This is a genomic window from Roseateles sp. P5_E11, from assembly GCF_054049355.1.
The window spans coordinates 1-13,602 of the sequence record NZ_JBFUMO010000113.1 but is presented as its reverse complement, the minus strand read 5'-3'; the positions used below and the strand labels follow the sequence as shown (position 1 = coordinate 13,602).

At 69.5% G+C, this 13,602-nt stretch carries 13 protein-coding genes; 5 read left to right on the top strand and 8 right to left on the bottom strand.

The window, feature by feature from the left end; all coding sequences use genetic code 11:
• Nucleotides 1-276: DUF2917 domain-containing protein (locus ACXJKR_RS11095; RefSeq protein WP_457322892.1), on the bottom strand; the 276-nt coding region annotated here is incomplete at its 3' end.
• Nucleotides 277-288: 12 nt separating this feature from the next.
• Nucleotides 289-1,206, bottom strand: coding sequence for a DMT family transporter (locus ACXJKR_RS11090; protein WP_457322891.1), 918 nt, complete (start codon nt 1,204-1,206; stop codon nt 289-291).
• Nucleotides 1,207-1,279: 73 nt separating this feature from the next.
• Here ACXJKR_RS11090 and ACXJKR_RS11085 point away from each other — a divergent pair, with 73 nt between their 5' ends.
• Entirely contained in the window at nt 1,280-2,722 is a 1,443-nt protein-coding gene (locus tag ACXJKR_RS11085) for an aminotransferase-like domain-containing protein (RefSeq protein ID WP_056205578.1), read from the top strand.
• A gap of 279 nt (nt 2,723-3,001) precedes the next feature.
• On the top strand, nt 3,002-3,622 hold the full coding sequence (locus ACXJKR_RS11080) for a response regulator (RefSeq protein ID WP_457322890.1): 621 nt from the start codon (nt 3,002-3,004) through the stop codon (nt 3,620-3,622).
• 146 nt (nt 3,623-3,768) lie between these two features.
• Here the strand turns inward: ACXJKR_RS11080 and ACXJKR_RS11075 are convergent, their stop codons facing one another.
• The 6 genes from ACXJKR_RS11075 to fghA form a co-directional block, all read right to left on the bottom strand.
• Nucleotides 3,769-4,149: a hypothetical protein gene (locus tag ACXJKR_RS11075; RefSeq protein ID WP_056205581.1), complete on the bottom strand. Its 381-nt coding sequence runs from the start codon at nt 4,147-4,149 to the stop codon at nt 3,769-3,771.
• Nucleotides 4,146-6,023, bottom strand: coding sequence for an ATP-binding cassette domain-containing protein (locus tag ACXJKR_RS11070; RefSeq protein WP_457322889.1), 1,878 nt, complete (start codon nt 6,021-6,023; stop codon nt 4,146-4,148). The genes ACXJKR_RS11075 and ACXJKR_RS11070 overlap by 4 nt, the downstream gene beginning before the upstream one ends.
• Nucleotides 6,024-6,045: 22 nt before the next feature.
• A complete protein-coding gene (locus ACXJKR_RS11065) occupies nt 6,046-6,948 on the bottom strand; it encodes an alpha/beta fold hydrolase (protein ID WP_457322888.1) in 903 nt (300 codons plus the stop codon).
• Nucleotides 6,949-7,022: 74 nt separating this feature from the next.
• A complete protein-coding gene (locus tag ACXJKR_RS11060) occupies nt 7,023-7,625 on the bottom strand; it encodes a TetR/AcrR family transcriptional regulator (protein WP_457322887.1) in 603 nt (200 codons plus the stop codon).
• Between the two features lie 33 nt (nt 7,626-7,658).
• On the bottom strand, nt 7,659-8,990 hold the full coding sequence (locus ACXJKR_RS11055) for a dicarboxylate/amino acid:cation symporter (protein WP_457322886.1): 1,332 nt from the start codon (nt 8,988-8,990) through the stop codon (nt 7,659-7,661).
• Nucleotides 8,991-9,104: 114 nt separating this feature from the next.
• Nucleotides 9,105-9,929: an S-formylglutathione hydrolase gene (fghA, locus tag ACXJKR_RS11050; protein ID WP_457322885.1), complete on the bottom strand. Its 825-nt coding sequence runs from the start codon at nt 9,927-9,929 to the stop codon at nt 9,105-9,107.
• A gap of 106 nt (nt 9,930-10,035) precedes the next feature.
• On the opposite strand from fghA, the gene ACXJKR_RS11045 reads away from it, so the two are divergent.
• From ACXJKR_RS11045 to ACXJKR_RS11035, 3 genes are all read left to right on the top strand, one after another.
• Nucleotides 10,036-11,268, top strand: a complete 1,233-nt coding sequence (locus ACXJKR_RS11045; RefSeq protein ID WP_457322884.1) for a multifunctional CCA addition/repair protein — start codon at nt 10,036-10,038, stop codon at nt 11,266-11,268.
• A gap of 149 nt (nt 11,269-11,417) precedes the next feature.
• On the top strand, nt 11,418-12,617 hold the full coding sequence (locus ACXJKR_RS11040) for an efflux RND transporter periplasmic adaptor subunit (RefSeq protein WP_457322883.1): 1,200 nt from the start codon (nt 11,418-11,420) through the stop codon (nt 12,615-12,617).
• Nucleotides 12,618-12,623: 6 nt separating this feature from the next.
• Nucleotides 12,624-13,602 (top strand): efflux RND transporter permease subunit (locus tag ACXJKR_RS11035; RefSeq protein WP_457322882.1); only part of this gene is annotated, 979 nt, incomplete at its 3' end.

Here is a 13,602-nt window from a genome sequence, read left to right as displayed (position 1 = left end):
GTTCATGCGCCAGCCCCGTGCCGGCTTTGCCTCGACTCTGCGCTTGGGCGCGGGCTGCAGCAATTGAAAGGCTGCTTCCGGCCAGGCCTCGACAACGACCTCCTGACCAGCAGCCAGCGTCAGGCCCTCACCGGCACGCAGCCAGTGGTCATCGGTGCCTCCCGAAATGGTCAGCCACAGCCGACCACCCGTCACGACGAGGCGGCGCGGCGTGCGAGCGGCAGCCAGGGTCAGCGCCTGGCCGGGCGCAAGTGGGATGGTGAATCGATCATTCATCACAGGCCTCCTTCAGTGAACCGGTTGCCGTTTGCCCAGCCACACGACCGCGAGCACGGCGGCGGCGAAGACCACGGTCATCGCATCCAGCCGCTCGCCCAGCAAGGGCACTGCGAACAGCATGGACAAAARGGGTTGCAGCACCTGCACCTGGCTGACGCGCATCGTGCCGCCCAGCGCCAGGCCGCGATACCAGGCAAAGAAGCCGATCCACATCGACACCAGCGATACATAGGCAAAGCCGCCCCAGGCCGAAGCTGCCACCGGCGCCGTCGGCCGCGTCAGCACGGCCAGTGGCACGGTGAAGGGCAAGCTGATGACCAGCACCCAGCAGATCACCTGCTCGGCCGTCAGGGCGCTGGTGAGCCGCGCGCCGCTGACATAACCCGCCGACGCGCAGACCACAGCCCCCAGCAGAAGGCCGTCCGCCATCTCCAGCCCGCCCGCCCCGCGCCAGGCCGCAAAGCCGATCACCAATGCCAGCCCAGCCAACGCACAGATCCAGAACCCCAGGCTCGGCCGCTGGCGCAGCACCAGCGCGGCGATGACGGCCGTGGCCAGTGGCAGCACACCGGACACGACCGAGGCATGCACCGCGTCCACATGGCGGACTGCAAAGCCCAGCAGCAGCGGCCAGCCGAACACGACGCCAGCGGCCGTGAAGGCCAGCAGCTGCCATTCGCCGCCGCGCGGCCGTCGCGCGCCGGTGATCCAGAGATAGGCGATCGACAACAGCCCCGCCGCCACCGCGCGCCCGAAGGCGACAAAGGCCGGGTCGAGCTGGGGCGCCGCAGCGCTGCCGCCGGCCAGCCGCGTCATCGGGATGCTGAGAGCGAACATCAGCACGCCGGCCGCGCCGAGCAGCAGGCCACGTGTCGCATCGGACGTGGTGGTCGTCGAGACCGTGGTGGACGTGGAAAACCCTGACATGAACTCAGTCTGAGGCATGACACCGATACAGAACCAGTACAGTCAGCCAACCTGACCAAGAATCTGTACTGCCATGCCCACCGGTACACACCCTCCCCTGCAGCGCGGCGCCAGCCTGCCGCTCGCCGGCCAGTTGGCTGAGCGCTATGCCCAGCGCATCCGGGAACGCYTGCTGCTGCCGGGCGCCCGCCTGCCGTCGGTGCGCGACTGTGCGCGCCAGCATGGCGTCAGCCCGCACACCGTCGTCGCCGCCTATGACCAGTTGCAGGCCGCGGGGTTGCTGGAGGCGCGCCGCCAGCGCGGCTTCTTCGTGCGCGAGAGCCGCCCGGCCACCACTCGCGCCGCGCCGCGCCCGCAGGCCATGGCCATGCCGCGCCAGGCGCCGATGGATGCGACGGCGCTGATCCGCGGCATGTTCGAGGCCGACGCCGCGCGCTCACCGGGCCTGGGCACGCTGCCGGCCGACTGGCTGGACCCGACGCTGCTGCAGTCCGCGCTGCGCCGCCTGCATGCCGCCGACTGCCTGGCCCTGCAGGTCGGCTATGGCGACCCGATGGGCGACGACCGCCTGCGCGCGGCGCTCTCCCAGCGCCTGGACGACCTCGGCATCCACGCTGTGCCGGCACAGATCCTGACGACCAACGGCGCCACGCACGCGCTGGACCTCATCATCCGCACCCAGTTGCAGCCCGGCGACGCCGTCCTCGTCGACGACCCGGGCTGGGCCGTCATGTTTGCCCGCCTGACCCAAGGCGGCATTCGCCTGCTGCCGGTTCCGCGTGGCGCCCAGGGACCCGACCTGGAGGTACTGAGCGCGCTCGCCGCCGCCCATTCGCCGCGCGCCTACCTGACCGTGTCGGTGCTGCACAACCCGACCGGCCACAGCCTCAACCTGGCCAGCGCCCACAAGCTGCTGCGCCTGGCCGACGAGCACGACTTCTTCATCGTCGAGGACGACAGCTACGGCTTCCTCGCGCCCGAGCACCTGCCGCGCCTGGCGGCTCTGGACGGGCTGCGCCGCGTCATCTACGTGTCGGGCTTCTCCAAGGTGCTGACGCCGGCCTGGCGAGTCGGCTACCTGGCGGCCGCGCCCGAGCGCCTGCACGCACTGACCGACACCAAGCTGCTCGATGGCCTGACCAGCTCGGCCGTGCTCGAGCGCGCCGTGGCGCTGTGCCTGGAGCAGGGGCGGCTGCGCCGCCATGCGCAGCGCCTGCGCGAGCGCCTGGCCACCGCGCGCCAGCGCATCTCGGCCCTGGCCACCAAGCAGGGCTTCGCCTGGGCTGCGCCGCCGGACGGCCTGTTCGGCTGGCTGGACGTCGGCGTCGACACCGAGCGCCTGGCCCAGCCCCTGCTGGACGCGGGCTGGCTGATCGCGCCCGGTGCCCTCTTCAGCGCCACGCGCGCCCCCGGCTCGCTGGTGCGCATCAACATGGCCACCTCGCAGGACCCGGCCTTCTGGCGCGAGCTGCGCGCCGGCGTTGACGCCTTGAAAGGCCGCGCCGCGCTCCCCTAGGTTCATCCCCCTTGTTCGCTGGAGCGACCCCTGGGCGCTTGAGCGGCGCTGCATCGCAGCCTGGACGGGCGGGTCGGCTTGGCGAGCTGGCAGTCGCATGTCGGCCGGCAGTTCGAGGCGGATGGCCACGCGGTCACGCCGCAGGCGCTGAGAGCCGATTTCTGCCGCCTGCAGGGCTGACAAAAAGTTCTCACTCCACCCGGACTTTTTCAAGGAGCCGCGCTCGGGCCGCCGGCAGAATCCGCGTCGCCCGGCGCCGCTGCGGCGCCCGATGTGGACATGAGCAACTCCTTGAAATTCCTTGTTGTAGACCCCCTTACCGGGGTTCAGACCTTTGCACGCCAGCTGCTGCAAAGCCGCGGCTTTGCCGCCGACAGCATCCTGTGCTGCGCCGACACCGAGGCGGCCCTGGCCCAGGGCCTGCTCTTCAAGCCTCATTTCCTGATCACCGACTGGTTTGCCAAGGCGCCACTGAGCGGCATCCAGCTCTACCAGCGCCTGCGTGAGGTGCAGCCATCGCTGCATCTGTCGTTGCTGAGTTTCGAGGTGACGCCCGAACACCAGTTCGAGGCCGAGGCGCACGGCGCCGACTTCCTGCTGAAGAAGCCCTTCACCGCCGAGCAGCTCAAGGCGGAGATGACTCGCTCACTCGAGGCGCTGGCCAAGCGCTCGCCCGGCCTGCATGGCCAGGTGCGCGAGGCGATGCGCGCGGCCAAGCCGGCGCCGCGGCCGGCGTTGCCCGTCATTGCGCCCCAGCCCGTCATCAAGCCGGGCGACAAGGTGCGCTTCAACGGCGCCGTTCACGTGGCCCAGTACGTCGTGCACCGCCACGGCGAGACCGTGGTGCAGCTCAAAGGTCAGAACGGCTTTGTGTCGCTCGAGAAGCTGCAACCCGCCTGACATCAAGTCCCCTCGCCCAGTCCTGCCCCGCTGAACGCGGGCGCGCCTGGTCGGCCCCCTGGGGGGACGGCGATGCTCACCGCCCGACGGGCCGGCTAGGGAGCGGCCCGGCGCTCGGCCCGGGCAGGGCACGACTGCCGCAGCACTCAGATCACGACGATGAGGATCATCAGCAGCGGATAAGGCAGGGCCACCGTCGGGCGCAGCGCGCTCTTCAGGTATTGCGTCACCAGGCCCAAGCCGCGCGGCCGGCTGGCGAGCCAGTCGCTGTGCAACTGCATTGCCACCGCGCCCTCGCCCGACTTCAGCCCCGCCTCGACAACGAGCAGGCGATCGCCCAGCCGCCCCTGGAAGGTCTTCAGCACGCCCTCCTGCAGCCACAGCAGGGCCAGCAGCGCCAGGGCCAGGGTGTTGTCCGGCACCAGCACGGTGGCCGCAAACGCCACCAGCTTCACACCCAGGGCCAAGGCCTCGTAGCGCTCGTGCTGCGCCTGCAGGGCCAACCATTCCTGGTGCAAGGCGTTCACTTCGCCTCCAACAGTTCCCACCGCTCCATCAGCACCAGCAGCTCGGCATCGATGTCGGCGGCGCGGTCGGTCACCTCGGCGATGCGGGTCGCGCCCTGCGCGTACAGCTCGCTACCGGCGATCAACGCGTTCAGCTGCGTCTGCTCGGCCTCCAGCGCGGCGATCTGCTTGGGGATCTCGTCGAGCTCGCGCTGCTCCTTGTAGCTGAGCTTGCGCTTGGTCGCGACGACCAACGCGGGCTCGGGCGCGGGCGGCGGTGTCGGAGCAGCCGCGGCCTTGGGTGCGGCCTGCGCCTGCAAAGCCGCGGCGCGCTTGGATTGCAGCAGCCAATCCTGCACGCTGCCTTCGTACTCGCGCCAGCGCGCGTCGCCTTCATAGAMGATGGTGGACGTGACGACGTTGTCCAGGAAGCGCCGGTCGTGGCTGACGAGGAAGACGGTGCCGTCGTACTCCGCCAGCAGCTCCTCCAGCAGCTCCAGCGTCTCGATGTCGAGGTCGTTGGTGGGCTCGTCCAGCACCAGCACATTGGCGGGCCGTGCGAACAGGCGGGCCAACAGCAGGCGGTTGCGCTCGCCACCGCTCAGCGTTCGCACCGGTGAGTTGGCGCGCGCCGGCGAGAACAGAAAGTCGCCGAGGTAGCTCTTGACGTGCTTCTTCTGGTTGCCGATCTCGATCCACTCCGAGCCCGGGCTGATGGTGTCGGCCAGCGTCGCGTCGAGGTTCAGCGTGTCGCGCATCTGGTCGAAGTAGGCGACGCTCAGCCGAGAGCCCAGCCGCACCGTGCCGCTGTCCGGCGCCAACTCGCCGAGGATCATCTTCAGCAGCGTCGTCTTGCCGGCGCCGTTGGGGCCGATCAGGCCGACCTTGTCGCCGCGCAGGATGGTGGACGTGAAGCCGCGCACTATTGATCTGTCGCCGTAGCTCTTGGACACATCCTCCAGCTCCGCGACGATCTTGCCGCTGGCGCCACCGGTGTCAATGTCCAGCCGCACCTTGCCCTGCACATCGCGCCGCGCCGCATGGGCCTGGCGCATCACTTCCAGGCGCTGGATGCGCGCGACGGAGCGCGTGCGACGCGCCTCGACGCCCTTGCGGATCCAGACCTCCTCCTGAGCCAGCAGCTTGTCGAAGCGCGCGTTGAACAGCGCCTCGTTCTCCAGCTCATAGGCCTTGGCGGCCTGGAAGGCAGCGTAGTTGCCCGGGTAGCCGCGCAGCTGGCCGCGGTCCAGTTCGACGATGCGGTTGGCGWCGTTGTCGAGGAAGGCGCGGTCGTGGGTGATCAGCAGCAGCGAGCCCTTGAAGTCGTTCAGCAGGYCTTCCAGCCAGGTGATGGCGTCCAGGTCCAGGTGGTTGGTGGGCTCGTCCAGCAGCAGCACGTCCGGTTGGGCGACGAGGGCCCGGCCCAGCGCGACGCGCTTCTTCAGGCCACCGGACAGCGTGCTCACCAGGCGCGAACCGTCCAGGCCCAGGCGGTGCAGGGTCTCCTCGACGCGCTGCTCCCAGTTCCAGGCGCCGATGTGCTCGATGCGCTCCTGCACCCAGGCCAGGTCATCGTTCTCATCATGGATCTCGTAGCGCTCGCGCAGCGCCTTGTGCTCGGCCACGCCCTCGCTGATGACGTCGAAGATGGTCGCGTCGCCGCGCAGCTCGGGCTCCTGCGGCACATAGACGTTGGTCAGGCCTTGCTGCTGCTGCAGCAGGCCGTCGTCGAGCTTCTCGAGGCCAGCCAGGATCTTCAGCAGCGAGGACTTGCCGGTGCCGTTGCGGCCGATGAGGCCGACGCGTTCGCCGACTTCGAGAGAAAAGCCAGCACCGTCGAGCAGGGCGACGTGGCCGAAAGCGAGGTGGGCGTTGGAGAGGGAGAGGACTGCCATCCCTCGATTGTCCCTCGGCGGTTCAAACGACCCTCAGCGACGGGGTTGCCGACAGATGGCCCAGCACCTGCTCCATGACCGCCGGGTCGTTGAGCAGGCGGCGGTGGCCGAGGTTCTCGGTCACGTGCAGGCGGCCCGCCGCCAAGCCGGCCAGCAGGGTCTCGCTGCCGGTCAGTGGCGCCGTCAGATCGCCCCGGTCATGCACCAGCAGCGTCGGCTGGTTCACGCGCACGCCCAGCCAGCCGGGCTCGAAATGCCCCAGCGATGCGCCCTCGCTTTGCTCGATACGGCCGCGCATGCGCGCCGCCAGACCCTCGCCCGTGCCCATGGCCTGGGCGAACCAGCGCAGGAACTGCCAGGGTGGGGGCGCCAGCGCGATCAGCGCCGCCCGCCGCACCGGCAGGCCACGCGCCAATGCGTGGGACAGCGCCATCGCCCCCAGGGAATGCGCGACGACCCCATCCCACGGCCCGAAGCGGGCCGTGACGGCGAACAGCGCCCTCACCCACTGCAGCAGGTTGCTGCGCCAGCCGCTGCTGCGGCCGTGCGCCGGCAGATCCAGCAGCACCGGCTCGAAGCCGGCCACCGCCAGCGTGTCGGCCAGCGGCCGCAGCTGCTGGGCATCGCCGGCCCAGCCGTGCGTCAGCAGCACCTTGGGCCGGCCCGGTTCGCCATGCTCGATATCGCTGCGCTGCCAGACGCTGATGTGGCCACCTTCGAAGGGCAGTTGCCGCTCCACCCAGGGCCGCGGCACGTCCCGCGAACGGGCCAGCCATTTGGTCGGCATGGGCGTGAAGAACAGGCGCAGCGCCACGCGCGCGCCGAGGTCGGGCGACAGGCGATGCAGGCCACGCAACAGCGCCGCGATGCCGCGGGCGGTGGGCGAGGCGTAGAAGGCAGCGGCGGGGTTGTGGGAGGTGGTCACAGGGGCTCCATATTTCGCACGACCGTGCGAAGAAAAGGCAAACGAAGAAGATCAGCGGGCAAAGGCGTCATCGATCAGGGAAGGCAGTCGTTCAGCAGGCGCTGCCAGGCACGCTCGGCGCGCTCACCGGCACCGGGGTCGCGCAGGAAGCGGGCGTCGTGCAGCAGGATGATGAAGATGGCGTCCATTTCGAACACCATCTGCTCGGCGTCGAGGTCGGCACGCAGATGGCCCGCTTCAACCGCCTGCAGCACGGTGCGCCGCAGCGTCGCGCGCCAGCGCAGTACACCGTCCAGCAGGTGCTCGCGCACCGGGCCCTCGCGGTCGTCATACTCGAAGGCACCGGCCGTGTAGAGGCAGGTCTTGTGGCGGTCGACGTCGCTGGCCCAGGCCAGCCAGCGGCGCATGACGGCCTGCAGCCGCGGCAGGCCGCGGGCCTCGCTCATGGCGGGCACGAAGACGGTCTGCACAAATCGCCTGTCGAATTCCAGCAGCACAGCCAGTTGCAGTTGCTCGCGCGAGCCCACGCGCGAAAACACGCCGCTCTTGGACAGGTCCAGCCGCTTGGCCACCTCACCGATGCTGATGCTCTCCAGCCCCTCGGTCACGGCCATGTCGAGTGCCGCGCCGACGATGGCGGCCAGCGTGATCTCGGCGCGTTCGCTGCGGGTTTCCATGCCCGCAATTTAGCACGACCGTGCGGGCCTCCGCTAGGGTGCCATGTGCGGGGTCTTCGCGTCCAGCACGGCTTCCGGCTCCTCGGCCTCGGCCGGCGTCTCGTTGTCCAGCACAGCCTGCAGTCGAGGCATGTCCAGGTCACCCGTCCACTTGCCCACCACCACCGTGGCGACGCCGTTGCCCACCAGGTTGGTCAGCGCCCGCGCCTCGGACATGAAGCGGTCGATGCCCAGGATCAGCGCCAGCCCCTCGACCGGCACATGGCCGACGGCCGACAGCGTGGCTGCCAGCACGATGAAGCCGCTGCCCGTCACGCCRGCCGCGCCCTTGGAGGTCAGCAGCAGCACGCCCAGCAGCGTCAGTTGCTGCATCAGGGTCATCGGCGTGTCGGTCGCCTGGGCGATGAAGACGGCCGCCATCGTCAGATAGATGGAGGTGCCGTCGAGGTTGAAGGAATAGCCGGTCGGGATGACGAGGCCGACGGTGGACTTGCGCACGCCGAGGTTCTCGAGCTTGGCCATCATGCGCGGCAGCACCGATTCGCTGGACGACGTGCCCAGCACGATGAACAGCTCTTCCTTGATGTACTTGATGAACTTCCAGACCGAGAAGCCATGCAGCCTGGCGATGGTGCCCAGCACGATGAAGATGAAGATCAGGCAGGTGGCGTAGAAGGCACCCATCAGCTTGGCCAGCGAGACCAGCGAGCCCAGCCCGTACTTGCCGATGGTGAAGGCCATCGCACCGAAGGCGCCAATGGGCGCGAGCTTCATGATCATGCCGACGATGGCGAACAGCACGTGCGAGGTTTTCTCGATGACGTCGAACACCAGCGTGCCACGCCCGCCGAAGCGGTGCAGCGCAAAGCCGAACAGCAGCGCGAACAGCAGCACCTGCAGCATCTCGCCCTTGGCGAAGGCGTCCACCACCGTGGTCGGGATGATGGCGAGCAGGAAGTCCACCGTGCCTTGCAGCTTGCCCGGCCCGGTGTACGCGGCAATGCCCTTGGTGTCCAGCGTCTTGGGGTCCACATGCATGCCGTCGCCCGGCTGCAGCACGTTGACGATGATGAGGCCGACGATCAGCGCGATGGTGGACACGGCCTCGAAGTACAGCAGCGCATAGCCGCCGGTCTTGCCGACACGCTTCATGTCCTCCATGCCGGCGATGCCCACCACCACCGTGCAGAAGATGATGGGCGCGATGATCATCTTGATCAGCTTGATGAAGCCGTCGCCCAGCGGCTTGAGCGCCTCGCCCGTCTGTGGCCAGAAGTGGCCGATCAGCACGCCGATGAGGATGGCTGTGATGACCTGCAGGTACAGCGARCGGTAGAAAGGCTGGCGGCCGGTGGCAGCTTGCATGCGTGTCTCCATCAGTTCTTCGAGCGGAACTGGCTTCGGCGGCAGCTTAGGTGCGAAGGCCGGCGGCGGCGACTGTGGCTTCCCACAAGAATTGCAAAGCCGGCGCCCAACCCCCTAGAACAATTGGCTCGCGTGGTGGCGCAGGTGGTCGCCCATGAAGCTGGCGATGAAGTAATAGCCATGGTCGTAGCCGGCATGGCGGCGCAGGGTCAAGGGTTGACCCTTGGCGGCGCAGGCGGCCTCGAAGGCTTCGGGGTGCAGTTGCTCGGCCAGGAATTTGTCGGCCTGGCCCTGGTCGATGAGGATGCCCTCCGGGTAAGGGGCGCTGGCCTGTGACTGCATCAACGCGCTGGCGTCGTGGGCAGCCCAGGCGGCCCGGTCCTCGCCGAGATAGCCACTGAAGGCTTTCTGGCCCCAGGGGCATTGCATGGGTGCGGCGATGGGCGCAAAGGCCGACAGTGACGCGAAGCGGCCGGGATGGCGCAACGCCAGAGTCAGCGCGCCATGGCCTCCCATGGAGTGACCGAACAGGCCGGCGCGCGCGAGCCCGGTTTCGCGCTGCACCAGCGGCAGCAGCTCTCGCATCAGCCAGCTCTCCATGCGCCAGTGTTTGGCCCACGGCTCGCGCGTCGCATCGAGATAGAAGCCCGCGCCGACGCCGAAATCCCAGGCCTCGCTCTCGCCTGCCACGCCGGCACCGCGCGGGCTGGTGTCGGGCGTCAGCAGGGCCAGGCCCAGCTCGGCCGCCAGCGCCTGCGCGCCGGCCTTGATCGCGAAGGTCTCCTCGTTGCAGGTCAGGCCCGCAAGAAACACCAGCAGCGCCTTGGGCTGCGGCGGCAGGAAGAGCCCGAAGCGCATGGGCAGGCCAATCTCGGCCGAGTCGTGCTGGTGGAAGCGCTGGATGCCGCCAAAGCAGCGGTGTTCGCTCAGGATCTGCATCAGTGCCCGCCCGGCCGCCCGAAGGGCACTGACGCCCCCTCGGGGGGCAGGAAACGAAGTTGACGTGGGGGCTTCATGCCCACAGTGTGGCCGCAGAATTCGCAGGATGTCCCAATTCCAGACCTATCTCGTCGGCGGCGCCATCCGCGACCGCCTGCTCGGCCTGCCCGTAAAGGACCATGACTGGGTCGTCGTCGGCGCGTCGCCGCAGGACTTGGCTGCAGCCGGCTATCTGCCCGTCGGCAAGGACTTCCCCGTCTTCCTGCACCCCGACACGCGCGAGGAAGTGGCCCTGGCTCGCACCGAGCGCAAGACAGCCGCCGGCTATCACGGCTTCGCCTTCCATGCCGCGCCCGACGTGACGCTGGAGCAGGACCTGGCGCGCCGCGACCTGACGATCAACGCAATGGCCCAGGACGAGCAGGGGCGCCTCGTCGACCCCCACGACGGCCAGCGTGACATCCGCGACAAAGTGCTGCGCCATGTGTCGCCCGCCTTTGCCGAGGACCCGGTGCGCATCCTGCGCCTGGCCCGCTTTGCGGCGCGCTTTGCGGACTTCACGGTCGCGCCCGAGACCGTCGAGCTGATGCGCGCCATGGTCGCGGCCGGCGAGGTGGATGCGCTGGTGGCGGAACGCGTCTGGCAGGAGCTGTCGCGCGGCCTGATGGAGAACAAGCCGTCGCGCATGTTCGAGGTGCTGCGCCAGGCTGGTGCGTTAGCGCGGCTGCTGCCCGAAGTGGAGGCCCTGTTCGGCGTGCCGCAGCCCGAGGCCCACCATCCCGAGGTCGACACCGGCATCCATCTGCTGATGGTGCTGGACCAATGCGCCCGGCTGGAGGCGCCGCTGACCGTGCGCTACGCCTGCCTGTGCCACGACCTCGGCAAGGGCACGACGCGCAAGGAGGAGCTGCCGCGCCACATCGCTCACGAGGTGCGCAGCGAAAAGTTGGCCCGCGAGGTCAGCGCGCGCTGGAAAGTGCCGACCGATTGCCGCGAACTGGCCGAGCTGGTCGCCCGCGAGCACACCCATGTGCACCAGAGCAGCGCCTTCAGCGCCGAGGCGCGGCTGCGCCTGCTGGAGCGCTGCGACGCCTGGCGCCGGCCCGAGCGTTTTGCCGAAATGCTGTGGGCCTGCGAATGCGACGCCCGCGGCCGCCTCGGGCTGGAGGACCGCGACTACCCGCAGCGCGAGCGCCTCGCTGCCGACCTGGCGGCGACGCTGAAGGTCGACCTCGCCGCCGCCAGCGCCGAGGCCATTGCGCGCGGCGCCAAGGGGCCGGACATCGGCCGCGCCGTGCAGCGCGCGCGGCTGGCGGCGCTCAATGCCAGCGTTAGTTAGGGCCCTGTGACGCCCAAGCCCGTCTCAGGGCTTTGCGTTGCTTCACCGGCGTGAAAGCGATCGCATGGCTAAAGTCAGTGGTTTTGCTCCCGGCGCCAGGGTCGGCGCCGGAGCGGGCCGTCGAGAAGCAAGTCGAACAGGACGCAATGATGAAGTTGGCATGGGGTAGCAGCGCTCGGCTGGGCATCTTGGTGGCACTGGGCATGGGGCTGGGCGGTTGCGGCCAGTCCAACAGCCAGACTGCGGCGGCCACGCCGCCCCCGCCCGAAGTGGGCGTCGTCACCGTCACGCCGGGCCGTGCCGACCTCGCCGCCGAACTGCCCGGTCGGCTGGAGGCCTTCCGCGTCGCCCAGGTGCGCGCCCGCGCCGCCGGCATCCTGAACAAGCGCCTCTTCACTGAGGGCAGCGACGTCAAGGCCGGCCAGGCCTTGTTCGAGATCGACGCCGCGCCCTACCGCGCCTCCCTCGCCAGCGCTCAGGCCACGCTCGCACGCGCCGAAGCCAATCTGCTGCAGGCCCAGTCGCTGGCCGACCGCTATGCACCGCTGGCCAAGACCCAGGCCGTCAGCCAGCAGGAAGCGCTGGGCGCCCAGGCCGCCGCTGGCCAGGCCAAGGCCGACGTGGCCGCCGGCAAGGCCGCCGTGCAGACAGCGCAGATCAACCTCGGCTATGCCGCCGTCACCTCGCCCATCTCCGGCCGCATCGGCCGCGCGCTGGTCACTGAGGGTGCGCTGGTGGGCCAGGGCGAGGCCACGCCGCTGGCCATCGTGCAGCAGATCGACAAGCTCTACGTCAACTTCACGCAATCGGCCRCCGAGGTGATGCGGCTGCGCCAGGCGCTGGCCGACGGCAAGCTGCAACGCGCGGGCGGCAAGGACGCCGCACGCGTGCAGGTGCTGCTCGAGGACGGCAGCGTCTACGCCGAGACCGGCAAGCTGCTGTTCTCGGACTTGAGCGTGGACGCCGCCACCGGCCAGATCACGCTGCGCGCCGAGCTGCCCAACCCCAAGGGCCTGCTGCTGCCGGGTCTGTATGTGCGCGTGCGTCTGGCCCAGGCCGAGGTGAGCGACGCCGTCTGGCTGCCGGCACAAGCGGTGGCGCGCGGCGCGACCGGCGAGACCGTGCTAGTGGTGGCCGACGACGGCAGCGTCAGCGCGCGGCCCGTGAAGCTGGGCCCGGCCCAGGGCGGCAAGGCGCTGATCCTGAGCGGGCTCAATGCCGGCGAGAAGGTCATCGTCGACGGCCTGCAGAAGGCCAAGGCCGGTGGCAAGGCGCGCCCGGTGCCATGGGCGCCAGCAGCAGCATCGGCCCCCGCCGCAGCCCCTGCTTCGGCCGCCTCGAAGGCCTGACCTCACATGGCGCAGTTCTTCATCAACCGGCCCATCTTCGCGTGGGTCATCGCCCTGTTCATCACGGTCATCGGCATCGTCGCGGTCACGCAGCTGCCGATCGCGCAGTACCCGCCGGTGGCGCCGCCGTCCATCGTGCTGTCGGTCAGCTACCCCGGCGCCTCGGCGCAGACGCTGGAGGACTCGGTCATCAGCGTCATCGAGCGCGAGATGAACGGCTCACCCGGCCTGATCTACATGGAAGCCGTGGCGCAAGCCGACGGCACCGGCTCCATCACGATGAGCTTCGACCCGGCCACCAGCCCCGACCTGGCCCAGGTGGACGTGCAGAACCGCTACGCCCGCGCTCAGCCGCGGCTGCCTCAGGCCGTCATCCAGCAGGGCGTGCGGGTGGACAAGGCCAACCCCAACTTCCTGCTCTTCATCATCCTGTCGAGCAGCAACCCGGCCTTCGACCCCATCGCGCTGGGCGACTACGCCTCGCGCACCGTGCTGCCCRAGATCCAGCGCGTGCCCGGCGTGGGCCAGGGCCTGCTGTTCGGCACCGAGCGCGCCATGCGCATCTGGCTGGACCCGGCCAAGCTCGTGGGCTTCCGACTCGCGCCGGCCGACGTCAACGCGGCCATCCAGGCACAGAACGCCCAGGTCAGCTCCGGCTCCATCGGCGACCTGCCCAATGTGCCCGGCCAACCGGTCGCGGCCACGGTCGTCGTGCGCGGCCAGCTCACGAACGTGGAGCAGTTCGGCAACATCATCCTGCGCGCCAACGCCGACGGCTCCACCGTGCGGCTCAAGGACGTGGCCCGCATCGAGCTGGGCGCTGACAGCTATACCGGCCGCTCCACGCGACTGAACGGGAACCCGTCGGCCGGCGTGGGCGTACAGCTTGCCCCTGCGGCCAATGCGCTGCAGACGGCCAAGCTCATCAAGCAGCGGCTCAAGCAGCTGGAGCCCTATTTCCCGGCGGGCGTGAAGGCCACCATCC